Source organism: Pseudomonas sp. PB101, from assembly GCF_009764265.1.
GTDB lineage: Bacteria > Pseudomonadota > Gammaproteobacteria > Pseudomonadales > Pseudomonadaceae > Aquipseudomonas.
Window position 1 is genome coordinate 52326 of the sequence record NZ_RWIR01000092.1, and the last position, 18510, is coordinate 70835.

Below are 18510 nucleotides of genomic sequence, written 5' to 3' on the forward strand. Positions count from 1 at the left end.
CGGGAAATTTCAGGCTAAGGGAGCCCTTCTAAAGCCCTTTATCGACACTGCAAAGCTGATTTGAAGACCACTGGCGAAATTTTCCAGGTTTTTTTGATGCTGGGGGTTTACAGTTAAAAAGACGCTCCGTATAGTGCGCGCCATCGACGACGGCAACGTTGCCGATACTGCCCAGATGGTGAAATTGGTAGACACGCCAGCTTCAGGTGCTGGTGACCGCAAGGTCGTGGAAGTTCGAGTCTTCTTCTGGGCACCAATTTCGAGCTTGAGATTAGATCAATTTCAAGGCTCACACAAAAACCCGCGAAAGCGGGTTTTTGCATTTTCGGCCGCTGGTTTATTAATTTTTAAAATCAGGGGTTTACAGATCAAAATGCTCTCCGTATAGTGCGCCACATCAACAGCGGCAACGCTTACGATGAATGCCCAGATGGTGAAATTGGTAGACACGCCAGCTTCAGGTGCTGGTGACCGCAAGGTCGTGGAAGTTCGAGTCTTCTTCTGGGCACCAATTCAAATTCAAGGTTACGACCTTGAGTTTCACAAAAACCCGCGAAAGCGGGTTTTTGCGTTTCTGCCTTCTAAAAAACAGCACACCCCCCTCTGTAGGAGCGAGCTTGCTCGCGAAGAACCTTCAAACAACGCATTTTTTCAGTCAGCACGCGTCATCGTTCACGCCCATCGCGAGCAGGCTCGCTCCTACAGGATTTATCGAGGCATTTGAGAAACAATATCGTTTATCATTGTTGCAAGTTTTTGCAATGTGACAGTGAGGAACCCTGCGAATGATGTTTCGAAATACCCTGCGCCGTGGCTTGACCGTTACCCTGCTCGGCCTGGCACTCGCCACTCCCCTCACCCAAGCCGCCGACCCGGTGTCCCTGACCCTCTACAACGGTCAGCACAAAGAAGTCGGTGACGCAGTCGCCAAAGCCTTCGAAGCCAAGACCGGCATCCACGTCAATGTGCGCAAAGGCAGCAGCAACCAGCTCGCCAGCCAGGTCGTCGAAGAAGGCGATCGCTCCCCCGCCGACGTGATCTACACCGAAGAGTCGCCGCCACTGAATAAACTGGGCGAGCAAGGCCTGCTGGCCAAGACGGATGACGCCACGCTGGCCGTTCTGCCCAAGGAATACGTCGCCAGTAACGGCACCTGGATTGGCGTGACCGCCCGGGTGCGCGTCGTTGCGTTCAACCCCAAGCTGATCGATGAAAAAGACCTGCCGACCTCGGTGATGGAGTTCGCCGATCCGAAATGGCAAGGCAAGGTCGGCTTCGTGCCTACCAGCGGCGCTTTCCAGGAACAAGCGGTGGCGATCATCAAGGTCCACGGCATGGACGCCGCCGAAGAATGGCTGACCGGCCTGCGCGCATTCGGCAAGACCTACAGCAACAACATGGTTGCATTGAAAGCCGTGGAAAATGGCGAAGTGGCTACGGTACTCGTCAACAACTACTACTGGTTCGCCCTGCAGCGTGAAAAAGGCCAGCTCGATTCGAAGCTGCACTACTTCACTGGCGGCGACGTCGGCGGACTCATCACGGTTTCCAGCGCTGCGGTGCTCAAATCCAGCAAACACCCAAAAGAAGCCCAGCAATTGCTCGCCTACATGGCCAGCGAGGAAGGCCAGCGCGTGATCACCCAGACCACCGCCGAATACCCGCTGCACAAAGGCATGGCATCGGATCGCGGGCTCAAGCCATTCAGCGAACTGGAAGCACCGAAAGTCACGCCTGCCGACCTCGGCAACGCCGAAGAAGCGCTGGACCTGGAACGTGACGTTGGCCTGAATTGATGGCTGCCTCACCGTCCCCGCATCACACGTACGCGCCGCGGCGCAAGCGGCCGTCCATATGGCTGATCTTGCCCGTGTTGTTGCTGGTGGCGCTCAGCCTCCTGCCTCTGCTGTATGTCGGCCTGAAGGCCTGGCAAGCAGGCTGGGCACAAGCACTGCATTTGCTGTGGCGACCTTATGTGTTCGGCTTGCTGCGCAACACACTGGCATTGATGATTGGCGTCACCGTGGCTTGTGGGGTAATCGGCCTGTCGCTGGCCTGGTTGCTGGAGCGCAGCAACCTGGCGGGCCGACGATTGTGGGGCGTAATCCTCTGCTTGCCATTCGCCGTTCCCGCCTTTGTCAGCAGCTTCACGTGGGTATCCCTCAGCGCTCATTTCGAGGGCCTTGGCGGGGCCATCCTGGTGATGAGCCTGTCCAAATACCCGCTGATTTTCCTGCCCGTGGCGGCAACGCTGCGCAACCTTGACCCGTCCCTCGAAGAGTCCGCGCGCACGCTGGGGCAGAACCGCTGGGGCGTATTCTTCAAGGTCACCCTGCCCCTGCTCTGGCCATCACTTCTCGCCGGTTCGTTGCTGATTGCCCTGCACATGCTGGTGGAGTTCGGCGCCCTGTCGATCATCGGCCTGCAAACCTTCACCACGGCGATCTATCAGCAGTTCGAGCTGGAGTTCAGCAATGCCAATGCAGCGATGCTCTCCGCCGTACTGCTGATGTTGTGCCTGACGCTGCTGTGGCTGGAGCTGCGCGTGCGCGGCAAGGGTCGGCACGTGCGCACCGGCCAGGGTGCGGCGCGACGCGCGGAACAGGTGCAACTGGGGCCGTGGGCCGTGGCGGGACAGCTCTACTGCCTGCTGCTGGCAGTCGTTGGCAGCGGGATTCCGCTGGGCATGCTGGCCTACTGGCTGGCTGTAGGATCGTCGGCAGCCTTTCCCATGGTGGCAATCGGCGAAGCCCTGCTGTCCTCCCTCGCACTGTCACTGGGTGGCGCCGCACTGTGCCTGGTGCTGGCGGTGCCGGTCGGCCTGCTGGTCGTGCGCTACAAAGGCCAACTGGCGATCTGGGCCGAGCGCCTGCCGTATCTGCTGCATGCGTTGCCGGGGTTGGTCATTGCGCTGACCCTGGTGTATTTCGCCCTGCACTACGTGCCGATGCTTTACCAGACGTCCACCTTGCTGCTGATCGCCTATGCCCTGCTGTTTCTGCCGCTGGCCCAGGCGCCGATTCGCACCGCCCTGAACAAGGCTGCGCCGCAGCTTGAGGAGGCGGCACGCACGTTGGGCGCCTCGTCGTTCAGTGCCTTCTGCCGAGTGACGCTGCCGATTATTTTCCCGGCGCTGGGAGCGGCTTTTGCCCTGGTTTTTCTGGATGCGATGAAGGAACTGACGGCGACCTTGCTGTTGAGTCCAACCGGGCTCAATACACTGGCAACGGAAGTCTGGGCGCATACCGCGAACGTGGAGTTTGCGGCGGCGGCGCCTTATGCGGCGTTGTTGATAGTGGTGTCGGGGTTGCCGGTCTATTTGCTGACGACGCGGATGTATCTGAGTCGCTGAAATCACTATCGCGGGCAAGCCCGCTCCCACAATGTTCCTCTGTGAACACATAATTTGTGCACGACAGTTATCCCTGTGGGAGCGGGCTTGCCCGCGATGGCGTCAGATGCGCCAACACCTTACGCCCTGAACTGCCCCAGGCTCGCCTTCAGCTGCGCCGCCAGACCATCGAGCACCTTGCCGCTCGCCGTGGTCTCCACGACTGCCTGCGCAGCTTTTTCGGCCTGGGCGTGGATGGTCTGGACCCGCCCGCGCACTGCCTGCGCGCCCTGCGCCTGATGCGCCGCAGCCTGGGTAGCCAGACCGATCGCCGCATGGACCTGCTCGACGGACGCCTGCACCGACTGCTGCAACCGCGCACTGTCACGCAGCACCAGCAACCCCTCATTGGCCTGGCGCCCGGCCTGACCGATTGCCGCCACCGCTTCACGCGCGCCTTGCTGCAGCGCCACGATGTGCGCCTGAATATCACCGGTGGAGCTCTGCGTCTTGCTCGCCAGCGCCCGCACCTCATCCGCCACCACGGCAAAGCCGCGCCCGGTCTCGCCGGCACGCGCCGCCTCGATCGCCGCGTTGAGCGCCAGCAGGTTGGTCTGCTCGGCGATGCCGTGAATCACCGTCAGCACCACCTCGATCTGCTCACTTTGTTGCGCCAGGCGCTCGATGACTTGAGCCCCGGTGTTGACCTGACCCGCCAGCTCCTCGATCAGGCTGCCGACCTTCGCCGAGGTCCGGGTGTTTTCATCGGTGGCCTGGCGAATGTCCACCACCTGCTTCAGCGCCGCCTGCATGGCGTGGCTTTCCGACTGCGCCTCATCCGCCATTTGCGACAGCGCTCGCAAACTCTCCGCCACCTCGTCGCGCTGCATGCCCGCCGCCGCATCCGCACCGGCGTTGCGCAAGGTCATGGCGCCGATCTCCACACCGGTACGCTGAGCCACATCGCCCGCCTCGCGCACGATCGGCTGCAACTTATCCACAAAGCGATTGACCGCCGAGGCCATGTCGCCGATTTCGTCCTTGCTGCTGATCTGCACGCGCTTGGTCAGATCGCCCTCGCCCGCCGCCAGGTCATCCATGGCAACAATCAGCATTTTCAAGCGATTGACCACTCGACGACCGAGCACCACCGCCAGCAACAGCAGGACACCAAACCCCACCACGGCCAGGCACACGCCGATGCGCCAGCGCAATGTCGCGGCGGCTTCCTGGACGGTGCTGGTAGTGTTGGCTTTCATTTCTGCCGCGGTGGCCTGCGCTGACTGCAGGCGCGCACGCATGGCCGTTGCACTGTCGGCTGCTGCGCCCTTGAGGCTGTCGCCGACCAGTTGATCGCTGCTGGCGATCAGGGCCGAGAAGCGCTTGTCGAGGGCTGCGAGATCAGTCTCCACCGAAGCAGTCGAGACCCCCATCAGGACTTTGCCGATTTCCACGCCATTGGGGTTGATCGAGGCCTCGATGTAGAAAACCGAAGGATCGTTCTTCGCCGCATCCAGCACCTTGTCGAGCGCCCGCTCGCCCTGGCCTTTTTCCAGCAACGCCTTGTTGATCGGGTTTTCCCGATTGAGATAGCGCGTCAGGTGCTGACCGGTGGCGTCGTCATACACCACGAACAGCACATTGGGATTGCGCTGGGCCCGGCGGGCGAATTCGGACAGTGTCGGAACGTCGTTGTCCCACATGGCGCGGGGTGCGACCGAAGCCAGAAGCTGCGCCATATCATTGGCGGAGTCCTTCAGGTCCTTTTCCAGGGTCGAACGCAATTGCGCCTGTTCTTCTTCAAGGCGCGAGGACAAACCGGCCGTGAGGCGCTGGCGCGTACTGGTAGAGAGGCTGTCCAGACTGGACGTGACTTCGCGCCCGGCCTGCTCGAGCTCGGCAGAGAGCTTTTGGCTGTCCGCCCCCAGACGCAGGCCGAGATCGGCTTCCAGCGCAGTCACCGTGCTCCGGGTCAGAGCAACAGCCACCAGCACCTGCACCAAAAGGGCGATACCCAAGGTAACGAACACGGGCCGCAACAAACGGCTTTGTAACAGTGAGAGAACGGCCGACACTGTGAATCCCTCTACTTGGACGCCATTAATTTGATGGCATTCTTTTGAGAATATTTACAGCAAAGGTCATGCCGTTCGACAGGCATAAACGACAAAGGCCCCGATTAAGGGGCCTTTGTGTTTTACATCAACGACTTATCAAGCAAACGGATGACGCAGAACGATGGTTTCGTTGCGGTCCGGGCCCGTCGAGATAATGTCGATCGGCGCGCCGATCAGCTCTTCGACGCGCTTGATGTAAGCACGGGCGTTAGCTGGCAGCTCTTCCAGGGTTTTGGCACCCACGGTCGACTCGGTCCAGCCCGGCACTTCTTCGTACACAGGCTGCAGGCCCACGTAGCTGTCGGCGTCAGTCGGGGCAACGTCATTGCCCTCTGCATCCTTGTAGCCGACGCAGATGTTGATGGCTTCCAGACCGTCGAGTACGTCCAGCTTGGTCAGGCAGATGCCCGAAATGCTGTTCACATCGATAGCGCGACGCAGGATAACGGCGTCGAACCAGCCACAACGACGAGCACGGCCGGTGGTCGCGCCGAACTCATGACCTTGCTTGGCCAGGTGCGCGCCGACTTCGTCGAACAACTCAGTCGGGAACGGACCCGAACCTACGCGGGTGGTGTAAGCCTTGGTGATGCCCAGGATGTAGTCCAGGAACATCGGGCCAACGCCCGAACCGGTAGCAACGCCGCCAGCGGTGGTGTTGGAGCTGGTCACGTACGGGTAGGTGCCGTGGTCGATGTCCAGCAGGGAGCCTTGGGCGCCTTCGAACATGATGTCTTTGCCAGCGCGACGCAGGTCGTGCAGCTCGGCAGTCACGTCCAGCATCAGCGGCTTGAGCAGCTCAGCGTATTCCTTGCATTCGGCCAGGGTCTTGTCGAAGTCGATGGCCGGCTCTTTGTAGTAACCCACCAGCATGAAGTTGTGGTAATCCACCAGTTCACGCAGTTTGTCTTCAAAGCGCGGCATGTTGAGCAGGTCGCCCACACGCAGGCCACGACGTGCAACCTTGTCTTCGTACGCCGGGCCGATGCCGCGACCGGTGGTACCGATCTTCAGCTCGCCACGGGCCTTTTCACGGGCCTGGTCCAGCGCTACGTGGAAAGACAGGATCAGCGGGCAGGACGGGCTGATACGCAGGCGCTCGCGCACCGGTACGCCTTTCTCTTCCAGCTTGGTGATCTCGCGCAGCAGGGCGTCAGGTGCAACCACCACGCCGTTGCCGATCAGGCACTGCACGCCTTCGCGCAGCACGCCCGACGGGATCAGGTGCAAGACAGTTTTTTCGCCGTCGATCACCAGGGTGTGGCCAGCGTTGTGGCCACCTTGGTAGCGCACTACGGCGGCAGCATGTTCGGTCAGCAGATCAACGATCTTGCCTTTGCCCTCATCACCCCATTGGGTGCCCAGGACTACGACATTCTTACCCATAACACTTGTCCTCATTCGCGCAAACTTGGTGCCGGCGGCAGCCGGCGGGAAAACTCAAGAAGCCAGTGGCGATACTTGCCAAAGCCCGTTCTGCTGAATCAATTGCCGGTCGCAGTCCGCTTCACGGGCGGCGGCCAAAGGTTGTCCAGGCAAGGCCTGAACGACACGCTGACCCTCACTGCGCAACTGGCAAACCTGCTGCCAGAGTGCCGCATCCGTACTGTCAGGCATCCAGATACCGCCAGACGGTAGCTCGATCTCAGCACGCCCCAGGGTCACCAGGGTTTTCAAATCGGTGGAGAAGCCGGTTGCCGGACGGGCACGACCGAAGTCGGCGCCGATGTCGTCGTAACGACCGCCCTGGGCTATGGACTGGCCGACACCCGGCACGAACACGGCAAACACCACGCCGGTGTGGTAGTGGTAGCCACGCAGCTCGCCGAGGTCGAAGTACAGCGGCAGTTCAGGGAAGCGCACGGACAGACGCTCGGCAATCGCCAGCAAGTCGTCCAGCGCTGCCAGAACAGGAGCCGGCGCCTTGGCCAGGCGCTCACGGGCAGCGCTCAATACTTCACGACCGCCACACAGATCGACCAACGCACGCAGCATGCCCGACAGATCGGCAGGCAAGCCTTCGGTCAAGGTAATGACCTCATCGATGGCCTTGCGTTGCAAGGCATCGAACAACTGCTGCTCGACTTCACCGGACAAACCGGCCGCACGGGCCAGGCCACGGTAGATGCCGACATGGCCGAGGTCCATGTGCACATCCGGCACATCGGCCAGTTGCAGCATGGCCAGCATCAGGCTGATGACTTCGACGTCGCTGCTCGGGCTGCCGTCGCCATACAACTCGGCGCCCAGTTGAATCGGACTGCGCGAGGATGACAAGGCGCGAGGCTGGGCATGCAGCACGCTACCGGCATAGCACAGGCGGCTCGGACCTTCGCGGCGCAGGGTGTGCGCATCGATGCGCGCCACTTGCGGCGTGATGTCGGCACGAAAACCCATCTGCCGACCCGATTGCGGATCGATGACCTTGAAGGTGCGCAGATCCAGGTCCTGGCCCGCGCCGGTCAGCAGGGATTCCAGGTACTCGATATGGGGAGTCACGACAAACTCGTAACCCCAGCTCTGGAACAGATCCAACACCTGACGACGCGCGACTTCAATACGCGCAGCTTCCGGTGGCAGTACTTCTTCGATGCCATCTGGCAGAAGCCAGCGGTCTACCGTTGCCATTACGCCTTCCCCTATATCCGGGCAGCCAGCCTGTCGGCGAGCCTTGAGTGAAGCAGAAAATGATCGGCCCATGCACAATCCACGCGCATGAGCGACGGAGCGAAAAGCCCTTCTACCGGCTTCGCTGACCACTTTCCTCGAAAAACTGTCGAGCCAGTCGGCCCGGCATCTGCTTAAAAACCGCAATCAAACATGCAGACGCAAAAAAGCCGGGAATTTCCCGGCTGCCGCATCATACACACGTTTTCCCAAAGGATCACCCCGCCAGAGGTTTTAGCCGCCCGGCGGGAGGATTCAGGTCAACGCCGTATCAAGGCTTGGCTTTTTCCAGGTAGTGGAAGAAGTCGCTGCTTGGGTCGAGGACCAATACGTCGGATTTGTTCGCGAAGCTTTCACGGTAGGCACGCAGGCTACGGTAGAACGCGTAGAACTCCTGATCCTGACCGTAGGCCTTGGAGTAGATCGCAGCGGCCTGGGCATCGCCGTCACCGCGAACCTCTTCGGATTCACGATAGGCTTCAGCCAGCAGCACGCGGCGTTGACGATCGGCGTCGGCACGAATGCCTTCGGCCAGCTCGTTACCCTTGGCGCGGTGCTCGCGAGCTTCACGCTCACGCTCGGTGCTCATACGTTCGAACACGCTGCGGTTCACTTCTTTCGGCAGGTCGATGGTCTTGACCCGGACATCGACCACTTCGATGCCCAGTTCTTTCTCGGCCATCTTGTTCAGCGAAGCCGTGATATCCGCCATCAGCGCATCACGTTCACCCGACACCACTTCGTGCAGGGTGCGCTTACCGAACTGGTCACGCAGCCCCGATTCCAGACGACGGGACAGACGCTCGTCGGCGATCTGCTTGAGGCCGGAAGTCGCGGTGTAGTAACGCTCCGCGTCCTTCACGCGCCACTTGGCATAGGCATCGACCATCACGGCTTTCTTTTCCAGCGTCAGGAAGCGCTGTGTCGGTGCATCCAGCGTCATCAGGCGTGCGTCGAATTTACGCACCTGGTTAACGTAAGGCACTTTCACATGCAGGCCTGGCTGAACATCGGTCTGGACCACGCGACCGAACTGCAGCAACACCGCACGCTCGGTCTGAGCCACGATGTAGAAGCAGTTCCAGGCAGCGATCGCCACGACGACGCCGACAATAAGGGCGATCAGCGATTTATTGCTCATCAGCGACTCTCCCTGGTACGTGCTTGCTGTTGCTGCAGATCTGCTGCCGCACGCGCATTCGCTTCATTGCTGCTGGCGGCTGCGCCGGTCACCGGAGTGCTGGTGCTGCGACCACTTTCGACCATCTTGTCCAGCGGCAGGTACAGCAGGTTGCTCTGGCCGTTCTTGTTACCGGTCACGAGTACCTTGCTGGTATTGGTGAAGACTTCCTGCATGGTGTCCAGGTACAGACGCTGGCGGGTGACTTCAGGTGCCTTGCGGTACTCGGCAACCAGCTTGGTGAAGCGATCGGCCTCACCCTTGGCGCGCGAGACGGTTTCGTCACGGTAACCATTGGCATCCTCGAGGATGCGCTGGGCCTGACCACGGGCTTCCGGCACGACGCCGTTGGCATAGGTTTCAGCCTGGTTGCGCGAACGCTGCTCGTCTTCACGGGCACGGATCACGTCATCGAAGGCTTCCTGGACTTCGCGCGGTGCCGCTGCGCTCTGTACGTTGACCTGGGTGACAGTGATGCCGGTGCGATAGGTATCCATGAAGCGTTGCAGACGCTCCTTGATCTCGCTGGCCATCAATTCACGACCTTCGGTCAGTACCTGGTCCATTGCGGTGGAACCCACCACATGGCGCAAGGCGCTGTCGGTCGCGTGCTGCAGGCTGATTTCCGGCTGATCGACGCTCAGCACGAAGTCCTGCAGGTTGCTGATCTTGTACTGCACGGTCAGCGGCACTTCGACGATGTTTTCGTCTTCAGTCAGCATTTGACCCTGCTTGGTGTACGCACGCTCACGCGTAACGTTTTCCATATACTTCTTGTCGATCGGCGGGAAGTAGATATTCAGGCCGGGACCGACGGTTTCGTAGTACTTGCCGAAGCGCAGCACCACGGCTTGCTCCTGCTCGTCGACGACATAAACCGCGCTGTACAGCCAAACGGCGGCCAGCACGACCAGACCGATGCCGAGCAGGCCGCCAAAGCCGCCACTCTTGCCCGAACCACCGCCGTCGTCGCCACCACGTTTCTTACCACCACCGAACAACCCGTTCAGGCTTTCCTGCAGCTTTCGGAAGGCCTCGTCGAGATCCGGTGGTCCCTTGCGGTCGCCGTTGTTACGACGCTTGCCACCCCAAGGGTCCTGATTATTCGAGTTGCCACCCGGCTCATTCCAAGCCATAGCGCTCTCCATCTGATAAAGCAAAGACGCACCCACGGCGCGCCGACCAATGCTACAGAATGCCTGTCACCACGACACAACCGCTTTCTCAGGCTTTTATTGCAAAGTGTGTTGCTCGATGAATTCCATCGGCTGCAATCCTTCGCGGCTTACCAGTCGATTCAACTCGGCCCGGGGCAAACGAACGGCCAGCAAACTGATGCCTTCTTCGTCGTGTTCTTCTTTCTGCACCGCACCGAGTTCGAAGAACTGCGCACGCAGTCGAGCGAATCGTTGCGGCAAGCGCAAGGTACCCACGAACAAATCACTGCCCAGCAACTCGGCAATGGCTTGCTCAAGCAACTCCAGACCAGCGCCATCACGCGCCGACAGCCAGACCCGCTGGGGTTTACCGTTTTCGTCGCGCTGGATTTGTGGCTCAACGCCTTCAAGCAAATCGAGTTTGTTATAGACCTCGAGGATCGGCAAGTCCTGGGCACCAATCTCACCCAGCACCACCATCACCTGCTCGATCTGCAACATGCGATCCGGTTCGGCCGCATCGATCACGTGCAACAACAGGTCGGAGTTGCTCGACTCTTCGAGGGTAGACCGAAATGCCTCGACCAGCTTATGCGGCAAGTGACGAATGAAACCCACGGTGTCCGCCAGGACGATCGGCCCCAGATCGCCTATTTCCAGACGACGCAGGGTCGGGTCCAGCGTGGCGAACAATTGGTCAGCGGCGTAGACGTCGGATTTCGTCACGTTGTTGAAGAGCGTGGATTTACCGGCGTTGGTGTAACCCACCAAAGACACGGTAGGAATATCCGCACGGGAGCGACCGCGTCGCGACTGCTCGCGCTGGCTGCGCACTTTTTCCAGCCGGCCCTTGATCTGTCGCAGGCGAACCCGCAGCAAACGACGGTCGGTTTCCAGTTGGGTTTCACCCGGGCCACGCATGCCGATACCGCCACCCTGACGTTCAAGGTGAGTCCAGCCACGAACCAGCCGGGTGCTCATGTGGTCAAGCTGGGCCAGTTCAACCTGGAGCTTGCCCTCATGGGTACGGGCGCGTTGGGCGAAAATATCGAGAATCAGACCGGTGCGATCGATCACGCGACACTCGAAAACACGTTCGAGGTTACGTTCCTGACTGGGTGTGAGGATGTGATTGAAAATCACCAGATCGGCTTCTTCGGCCTTGACCAGGTCACGCAGCTCTTCGACTTTACCGCTGCCAATCAGGTATTTGGCGGTTGGCCGATGACGCGGCACGTTAAAAAACGCAACGGTCTCGGCGCCGGCCGAATTAGCCAACTCCTGAAACTCCTGCGGATCTTCGCGCGCCTCAGGGTCCTGTCCATCCAAGTGAACGAGGATGACTCGCTCACCACCACCGTGGCGCTCAAAGAACAAAGGAGACTCCTATCAGGCGTTACCTGGCTCAGTGTCACCCGCTTCGGATTCGGTTGCGCTAGGCAGACGAATTGGACGAACCGGCACCACTGTCGAGATAGCGTGCTTGTAGACCATCTGGCTGACGGTGTTTTTCAGCAGGATAACGAACTGGTCGAACGACTCGATCGTGCCTTGCAGTTTGATACCGTTGACCAGGTAGATGGACACCCCAACTTTCTCTTTACGTAAAGTATTCAAGTAAGGGTCTTGTAGCGAATGCCCTTTTGACATGTGCCGCACTCCTTTAAGGATTCAATAATAAAAAAATAGGTAAACAGATGGCTTTAGCCGCCACACCCCCAAGGATAGACGGCAATTGCAAGGACTCAGCTCAATATGGAGATGGTCCCAAGGTATTTCAAGGCGCGCGGCAGATTGTCGCAATCCAGACTGTCCAGCCAATGCAGGTCAGTCCAGCTGCGCAGCCAGGTGAACTGGCGTTTCGCCAACTGGCGCGTGGCAATGATTCCACGCTCCTGCATCTCGGCTGACGTCAGCTTGCCATCCAGGTAGTCCCAGACTTGGCGGTAGCCTACTGCACGTATAGACGGCAACCCGGCATGCAGGTCACTTCTCTTACGCAGGGCTACGACCTCGTCAATGAATCCCTGTTCCAACATTAAAGTGAATCTTTGTTTAATTCGCTCGTGCAGTACCTGGCGATTTGCCGGGGCAATAGCCAAGTTTGCGACAGTATAGGGCAATTGTTGCCGTCCCGAAGCGGCTGCTTCAGTACTTTGCACAGATTGTTTCAAACGCAGGTCAGTCATGCTTTGACCGCTTACGCGATAAACTTCCAGCGCTCGACTCAGACGCTGCGGATCGTTCGGGTGAATCCGCGCCGCCGACACCGGGTCGATTACCGCCAATTGGTCATGCAGGGCTTGCCAGCCAAGGCGTGCAGCCTCTTCTTCAATTTGCGCACGGACCTCGGGGTCGGCCGCCGGCATTTCTGCCAGGCCTTCGAGCAAAGCCTTGTAGTAGAGCATCGTGCCGCCTACCAACAGCGGAATTTTTCCCCGTGCGGTGATATCCGCCATGGCTTCGAGGGCGTCGCGACGGAAATCCGCAGCCGAATAGCTCTCGGCCGGGTCGAGAATATCGATCAGGCGATGGGGATACTGCGCCAGCAATTCCTTGGAAGGCTTGGCGGTGCCGATGTCCATGCCACGGTAAACCAATGCCGAATCGACACTGATCAACTCGCATGGCAGGACTTTGCTGAGCTCGATGGCCAGGTCGGTCTTGCCGGCGGCGGTCGGGCCCATCAGGAAAATCGCAGGTGGGAGCTGGCTCATCAACGACCGCGCAAGAACAGTTTGTCCAGATCGTCCAGGCCCAATTGGGTCCAGGTCGGTCGGCCATGGTTGCATTGACCGCTGCGCTCGGTGTTTTCCATGTCACGCAGCAGTGCATTCATTTCCGGCAGGGCCAAACGTCGATTCGCCCGGACCGCACCGTGGCAGGCCATGGTCCCGAGCAGTTCGTTCAGGTGCGCCTGAATGCGGTCGCTGGTGCCGAACTCCATCAGGTCGGCCAGGACGTCGGCGACCAGCCGATTGGCTTCGGCCTGCTTGAGCAGGGCCGGGATCTGCCGGATCGCCAGGGTTTCCGGGCCCAGGCGCTGCAATTCAAAGCCCAGGCGCTGGAACCAGGCAACGTGCTCTTCGGCGCAATCGGCCTCACGCTGGCTGACGGCCAGGGACTCCGGCACCAGTAACGGCTGGCCGCTCAGACCCTCGCTGGCCATCGCCACCTTCAGACGCTCATACATGATCCGCTCGTGGGCGGCATGCATGTCCACCAGCACCAGGCCCTGAGCGTTTTCCGAAAGAATGTAGATGCCCTTGAGCTGAGCGAGTGCATAACCGAGCGGCGGGATATCGTCCTGGCCGGCCGGCAGTGCGACGGCATTGGCCTCGGGCAGTGGCGCAAAAAACTCGCGATAGGCGGCCTGGGCTTCGGCGACAGGCACACCGGACTGCGGACGCGGCGTGTACTGATATTGATAACCCGCGCCAGCACCCGAACCCGCCGGCGCATTGAACGAAGGCTGGGCCTGAGGCTGTTCAAGCAGCGCATTGGCGGCCAGGCGCATTTCGCCCTGCGGCCCGAATTCACCGGCTTCGAGGCCGGTTGGCCGGACAATGGCCGTGGCAACCGGCGCCGCCAGGTGATCGTCCGGCCGCACATCGCCCAAGGCGCGGTGCAAGGTGCCGTAGAGGAAGTCATGAACCATGCGCCCTTCACGAAAGCGCACTTCGTGCTTGGTCGGGTGCACGTTGACGTCGACGCCAGTCGGATCGACTTCGAAAAACAGCACGAAGGTCGGGTGCCGACCGTTGAACAGCACGTCGCGATAGGCCTGGCGTACCGCGTGGGCTACCAGCTTGTCGCGTACTGCACGGCCATTGACGAAGAAATACTGCAAATCTGCCTGGCTGCGGTTGAAGGTCGGCAGGCCGACCCAGCCCCATAGATGCAGGCCGTTGCGCTCGATCTCGATCGGCAGCGCCTGTTCCAGGAAGCCCGGCCCGCAGATTGCCGCCACGCGCCGGGCACGGGCCGCATCATCATGGGCCTCGTGCAGGCTGAGGATGGTTTTGCCGTTGTGGCGCAGATGGAACGCCACATCGAAGCGCGCCAGGGCCAGGCGCCTGATCACTTCTTGCAGGTGATCGAATTCGGTTTTTTCAGTTTTGAGAAACTTGCGTCGCGCCGGCGTATTGAAGAACAGGTCGCGCACTTCAACCGACGTGCCGACCGGGTGGGCCGCAGGCTGCACGCGGGGCGCCATGTCACGGCCCTCGGTCTCGACCTGCCAGGCCTGATCGGCGTCGCGGGTGCGGGAAGTCAGGGTCAGGCGCGCCACGGAGCTGATCGATGCCAGGGCCTCACCGCGAAAGCCCAGGCTCATGACCTGTTCCAGGTCTTCGAGGTTGCGAATCTTGCTGGTGGCGTGACGGGCCAGCGCCAGCGGCAGGTCATCGGCGGAAATGCCGCTGCCATCGTCGCGCACCCGCAGCAGCTTGACGCCGCCCTGCTCCACATCGACATCGATGCGCCTGGCGCCGGAGTCGAGGCTGTTTTCCAGCAACTCCTTGATCACCGAAGCCGGGCGCTCGACCACCTCACCCGCAGCAATCTGGTTCGCCAGGCGCGGGCTGAGCAGCTCGATTCGAGCTCCACTGTTCAGGACCTCATTCATTCTTTGGCCGCCAGGTCAGTACCCGGGATGGTCAGGTGTTGACCGATCTTGAGCTCATCGCTCGACAGGTTGTTGGCGCTGCGCACCGCAGCTGGCGACACCTGATAACGCACGGCGATCATCGCCAGGGTCTCGCCCGGGTTGACGCGGTGGTCACGCGGACCTTGGACGATCTTGCCGGAGTCGCGCAACCAGGCAATGTAAGTGCCCGGTGGCGGGTTCTGCTGGAAGAACTGGCGCACGCCGCTGCTGATCGAACGCGCCAGCGCCTGCTGATGACCTGAAGCCGCGAGCTTCGAGGCTTCGTTGGCGTTGGAGATGAACCCGGTTTCCACCAGGATCGACGGAATATCCGGCGACTTCAGCACCATGAACCCGGCCTGCTCGACCCGCTGCTTGTGCAGAGGCGTCACCCGGCCAATGTTGCTCAATACCTTCTGGCCAACGTTCAGGCTGGACGTCAGGGACGCGGTCATCGACAGGTCAAGCAGCACGCCGGCGAGCATGCGGTCCTTGTCATCGAGGCTGACGTTGCCGGCACCGCCGATCAGGTCGGAACGGTTTTCGCTGTCGGCCAGCCAACGCGCCGTCTCGGAAGTGGCACCGCGATCGGACAGGGCAAATACCGAGGCCCCGAAAGCGGCGGCAGAGGGCGCGGCGTCGGCGTGAATCGAGACGAACAGGTCGGCGCCTTTCTTGCGGGCAATTTCGGTACGGCCGCGCAATGGAATGAAGTAGTCGCCGGTACGGGTCAGTTCGGCGCGGAAGCCTTTCATACCGTTGATCTGGCGCTGCAATTCGCGGGCGATCTGCAACACCACATCTTTCTCGCGCTGACCGCGAGAACCCGATGCACCCGGATCCTCACCACCGTGGCCGGCGTCGATCACCACTATGATGTCGCGCTTGCCGGCCGGGGCCGGTGGCAGCTTGATTGCCGGCTCGACGGGCGTGACAGGAACGGCGGGCACTGTGGCGACCGAAGGCGTGGGCGCGGGAGGAGGCGCGGCATCCGCGGCGTTATCGAACAGATCGACCACCAGGCGGTTGCCATATTGGGCGTTCGGCGCCAGGGAGAAGCTCTTCGGCGTTACCGCTTTTTTCAGGTCGATGACCACCCGCAGGTCGGTCGGCGTGCGCTGAGCCGAGCGCATGGAGGTAATCGGGGTGTTCGAGGTGTTGACGTTGAGCGGCGCGCCGAGGGTCGCGCCATTGATGTCGATGACCAGGCGATCCGGCGCCGTCAGGGTAAAGACGCTGTGTTGCACGGGACCTGTCAGGTCAAACACCAGTCGCGTGTTGTCCGGCGCCCGCCACAGGCGAACGCTGTTGACCTTCGAATCGGCCACAGCGTCGACGGTCACCGCCAAAAACAACACCCCTACGGCAGCCACCAACGCGCGAAAGCGCATACCTAACCCCATCATCTATTTGGATTCCAATGCCAAAGCGGCACACCAGGCCTCGCCACGCGAGCCCTGGGATAAAATTTTCAGCGAACGCCCGCTGTCTTGCGGGCTAATGGTAATGGTCAGGTCAGGCTTTGGCAAAAAGCCTGCACCTTTATCGGGCCATTCGATCAGACACAGGGCATCGTCTTCGAAGTAGTCGCGGATACCGAGGAACTCCAGTTCTTCCGGATCGACCAGACGGTACAAATCGAAATGGAAGGCGCGAATGTCGCCGATCTCGTAGGGTTCGACCAGGGTGAAGGTCGGGCTTTTGACGGCCCCGACATGCCCCAGGCCGCGGATGATGCCTCGGGACAACGTGGTTTTACCCATCCCCAGGTTGCCCTCGAGAAAGATCAGGCCATGGCCCCCGGTGATTCGGGCAATGCGTGCGCCAAAGTCGCTCATGGCCTGCTCATCGGCCAGGTACAGGGTTACTTCAGACACGGTGCTTGCTCCTCCAACAACTGACGAATGGCTGGGATCAGATCACTGGCCGCCAGCCCACGGCCCGATTTTCCTTGTTGCTCGCCGGCATTGGCGTGCAGCCAGACCGCCAGGCAGGCCGCGTCGAATGGCGCCATGCCCTGGGCCAGCAATGCGCCGAGCAAACCGGCCAGCACATCGCCCAAACCGGCAGTGGCCATGGCCGGATGCCCCTGATGACACAGCGCCAGACGCCCATCGGGATGGGCAATCAGGCTGCCGGCACCTTTGAGGACGACGACCGCTGTATATTTTTTACTCAATGCCCGGGCCGCAGCGGGACGGTCAGCCTGAACGTCGGCGGTGCCGATGCCAAGCAAGCGCGCCGCCTCCCCCGGATGCGGAGTGATGACACACCCCTCGGGCAGGCTCACCCGCTCTTCGGCCAACAGATTCAATGCATCTGCATCCCAGACCTGTGGCAGCGGCGCGTTGGCGGCGGCAGACAAAAGACTGCGCCCCCAGGCGGCCTGGCCCAGACCGGGGCCGACCACCAGCACGGAAACTTTTTGAAGCAACGCCATCAGCTGATTCGCCGACGAAGTCCCCAGCACCATGGCCTCGGGTGTTCTGGCCAGTGCAGCCGCAACATGTTCGCTGCGAGTCGCCACGGACACCATGCCGGCACCGCTGCGCAGCGCACTTTGCGCGCTGAGCAGGATCGCGCCACCCAACCCGCGATCACCACCGATCAGCAGCACGTGGCCGAACCTGCCTTTATGGGAAGTCGGCGCGCGCGAGGCAAGGCGCGGCAGATTGCCGGCCGTGAGGCGACGGGCACTGGTCGGCGCACCCTCGAGCAGCTGCGGATCGGCGTGCAGGTCGTTGAACACCAGCTCACCCACGACATCCGCCGCATCACCGGTGAACAACCCCGTTTTCAAGCCGATGAAGGTGACCGTCAGATCCGCTCGCACCGCGCAACCGAGGACGCGACCGGTATCAGCGCATAGCCCGGAGGGGATATCCACCGCCGCCACCGGCAGCCCACTGGCATTGATCGCAGCGATAACGCTGGCGTACGGCTCGCGCACCTCACCGGTCAGGCCGGTGCCCAGCAACGCATCCAACACGATGCCGCGCAACTCGGGCCGCACGCCCCAGGACTCGATGGCGACGCCTTCGGACACCGCTTCGGCGTGGGCCAACGCGGCATCCCCCTGCAGGCCCTGCGGATCTGCGACCGCCAGTACCCGCACGGACCATCCGGCGCGTCGGGCCAGCACGGCCACCAGATAGCCGTCTCCGGCGTTGTTGCCATGACCGGCGAGTACACTCAGTTCGTTCGCTGTCGGCCATTGCCGCACCAGCGCCCGCCACGTCGCTCGCGCCGCGCGCTGCATCAATTCGAAGCCCGGTGTGCCGGCCGCGATCAGGCTCGCGTCGAGTGCCCGCACCTGCGCGGCGCTGTACAGCGCGTCGGGTAATTCATCTTTAGTGTGCGGCATGCGTCTTCGGGCTCCGATGTCTGGCAGAATTATACGCACCTCAGCT

At 61.1% G+C, this 18510-nt stretch carries 14 protein-coding genes and 2 tRNA genes; 4 read left to right on the forward strand and 12 right to left on the reverse strand.

The window, feature by feature from the left end:
• Nucleotides 1-169: 169 nt before the first annotated feature.
• From EI969_RS27740 to EI969_RS27755, 4 genes are all read left to right on the forward strand, one after another.
• Nucleotides 170-256 (forward strand) — tRNA-Leu (locus tag EI969_RS27740).
• Between the two features lie 168 nt (nucleotides 257-424).
• Nucleotides 425-511: transfer RNA gene (locus tag EI969_RS27745), tRNA-Leu, on the forward strand.
• A gap of 274 nt (nucleotides 512-785) precedes the next feature.
• Nucleotides 786-1796, forward strand: a complete 1011-nt coding sequence (locus EI969_RS27750) for an extracellular solute-binding protein (protein WP_160390517.1) — start codon at nucleotides 786-788, stop codon at nucleotides 1794-1796.
• Nucleotides 1796-3352: an iron ABC transporter permease gene (locus EI969_RS27755; protein ID WP_160390518.1), complete on the forward strand. Its 1557-nt coding sequence runs from the start codon at nucleotides 1796-1798 to the stop codon at nucleotides 3350-3352. Before EI969_RS27750 ends, EI969_RS27755 begins: the two co-directional genes overlap by 1 nt.
• A gap of 119 nt (nucleotides 3353-3471) precedes the next feature.
• On the opposite strand, the gene EI969_RS27760 is transcribed toward EI969_RS27755, so the two are convergent.
• The 12 genes from EI969_RS27760 to EI969_RS27815 form a co-directional block, all read right to left on the reverse strand.
• Nucleotides 3472-5406 (reverse strand): methyl-accepting chemotaxis protein, encoded by a 1935-nt coding sequence (locus EI969_RS27760; RefSeq protein ID WP_160390519.1) that lies wholly within the window; start codon nucleotides 5404-5406, stop codon nucleotides 3472-3474.
• A 138-nt stretch (nucleotides 5407-5544) separates the two neighbouring features.
• Nucleotides 5545-6834, reverse strand: coding sequence for an adenylosuccinate synthase (locus tag EI969_RS27765; protein ID WP_160390520.1), 1290 nt, complete (start codon nucleotides 6832-6834; stop codon nucleotides 5545-5547).
• 54 nt (nucleotides 6835-6888) lie between these two features.
• Nucleotides 6889-8076 (reverse strand): ATP phosphoribosyltransferase regulatory subunit, encoded by a 1188-nt coding sequence (locus EI969_RS27770; RefSeq protein ID WP_008048076.1) that lies wholly within the window; start codon nucleotides 8074-8076, stop codon nucleotides 6889-6891.
• 310 nt (nucleotides 8077-8386) lie between these two features.
• Nucleotides 8387-9256 (reverse strand): protease modulator HflC, encoded by an 870-nt coding sequence (hflC, locus tag EI969_RS27775; protein WP_056725458.1) that lies wholly within the window; start codon nucleotides 9254-9256, stop codon nucleotides 8387-8389.
• On the reverse strand, nucleotides 9256-10431 hold the full coding sequence (gene hflK / locus EI969_RS27780; RefSeq protein WP_160390521.1) for an FtsH protease activity modulator HflK: 1176 nt from the start codon (nucleotides 10429-10431) through the stop codon (nucleotides 9256-9258). Before hflK ends, hflC begins: the two co-directional genes overlap by 1 nt.
• A gap of 96 nt (nucleotides 10432-10527) precedes the next feature.
• On the reverse strand, nucleotides 10528-11829 hold the full coding sequence (gene hflX, locus EI969_RS27785; RefSeq protein ID WP_160390522.1) for a ribosome rescue GTPase HflX: 1302 nt from the start codon (nucleotides 11827-11829) through the stop codon (nucleotides 10528-10530).
• A gap of 12 nt (nucleotides 11830-11841) precedes the next feature.
• Nucleotides 11842-12102 (reverse strand): RNA chaperone Hfq, encoded by a 261-nt coding sequence (gene hfq, locus EI969_RS27790; RefSeq protein ID WP_057397732.1) that lies wholly within the window; start codon nucleotides 12100-12102, stop codon nucleotides 11842-11844.
• Nucleotides 12103-12197: 95 nt separating this feature from the next.
• Nucleotides 12198-13169, reverse strand: coding sequence for a tRNA (adenosine(37)-N6)-dimethylallyltransferase MiaA (gene miaA, locus EI969_RS27795; RefSeq protein WP_160390820.1), 972 nt, complete (start codon nucleotides 13167-13169; stop codon nucleotides 12198-12200).
• On the reverse strand, nucleotides 13169-15079 hold the full coding sequence (gene mutL / locus EI969_RS27800; RefSeq protein ID WP_160390523.1) for a DNA mismatch repair endonuclease MutL: 1911 nt from the start codon (nucleotides 15077-15079) through the stop codon (nucleotides 13169-13171). Before mutL ends, miaA begins: the two co-directional genes overlap by 1 nt.
• Nucleotides 15076-16506 carry an N-acetylmuramoyl-L-alanine amidase gene (locus tag EI969_RS27805; RefSeq protein WP_160390524.1) on the reverse strand — a complete coding sequence of 477 codons (1431 nt, stop codon included), beginning with the start codon at nucleotides 16504-16506 and terminating at the stop codon, nucleotides 15076-15078. The genes mutL and EI969_RS27805 overlap by 4 nt, the downstream gene beginning before the upstream one ends.
• On the reverse strand, nucleotides 16507-16977 hold the full coding sequence (tsaE, locus tag EI969_RS27810) for a tRNA (adenosine(37)-N6)-threonylcarbamoyltransferase complex ATPase subunit type 1 TsaE (RefSeq protein WP_046819842.1): 471 nt from the start codon (nucleotides 16975-16977) through the stop codon (nucleotides 16507-16509).
• Nucleotides 16965-18464, reverse strand: a complete 1500-nt coding sequence (locus tag EI969_RS27815; RefSeq protein ID WP_160390525.1) for an NAD(P)H-hydrate dehydratase — start codon at nucleotides 18462-18464, stop codon at nucleotides 16965-16967. The genes tsaE and EI969_RS27815 overlap by 13 nt, the downstream gene beginning before the upstream one ends.
• Nucleotides 18465-18510 lie beyond the last annotated feature (46 nt).

What these genes read in the sequence shown, in the direction of transcription:
- hflC (WP_056725458.1), bottom strand. Translation starts at nt 9,256, where the DNA reads ATGAGCAATAAATCGCTGATCGCCCTTATTGTCGGCGTCGTCGTGGCG.
- EI969_RS27770 (WP_008048076.1), bottom strand. Translation starts at nt 8,076, where the DNA reads ATGGCAACGGTAGACCGCTGGCTTCTGCCAGATGGCATCGAAGAAGTA.
- EI969_RS27765 (WP_160390520.1), bottom strand. Translation starts at nt 6,834, where the DNA reads ATGGGTAAGAATGTCGTAGTCCTGGGCACCCAATGGGGTGATGAGGGC.
- EI969_RS27755 (WP_160390518.1), top strand. Translation starts at nt 1,796, where the DNA reads ATGGCTGCCTCACCGTCCCCGCATCACACGTACGCGCCGCGGCGCAAG.
- EI969_RS27815 (WP_160390525.1), bottom strand. Translation starts at nt 18,464, where the DNA reads ATGCCGCACACTAAAGATGAATTACCCGACGCGCTGTACAGCGCCGCG.
- mutL (WP_160390523.1), bottom strand. Translation starts at nt 15,079, where the DNA reads ATGAATGAGGTCCTGAACAGTGGAGCTCGAATCGAGCTGCTCAGCCCG.
- hfq (WP_057397732.1), bottom strand. Translation starts at nt 12,102, where the DNA reads ATGTCAAAAGGGCATTCGCTACAAGACCCTTACTTGAATACTTTACGT.
- EI969_RS27805 (WP_160390524.1), bottom strand. Translation starts at nt 16,506, where the DNA reads ATGATGGGGTTAGGTATGCGCTTTCGCGCGTTGGTGGCTGCCGTAGGG.
- EI969_RS27750 (WP_160390517.1), top strand. Translation starts at nt 786, where the DNA reads ATGATGTTTCGAAATACCCTGCGCCGTGGCTTGACCGTTACCCTGCTC.
- miaA (WP_160390820.1), bottom strand. Translation starts at nt 13,169, where the DNA reads ATGAGCCAGCTCCCACCTGCGATTTTCCTGATGGGCCCGACCGCCGCC.
- hflK (WP_160390521.1), bottom strand. Translation starts at nt 10,431, where the DNA reads ATGGCTTGGAATGAGCCGGGTGGCAACTCGAATAATCAGGACCCTTGG.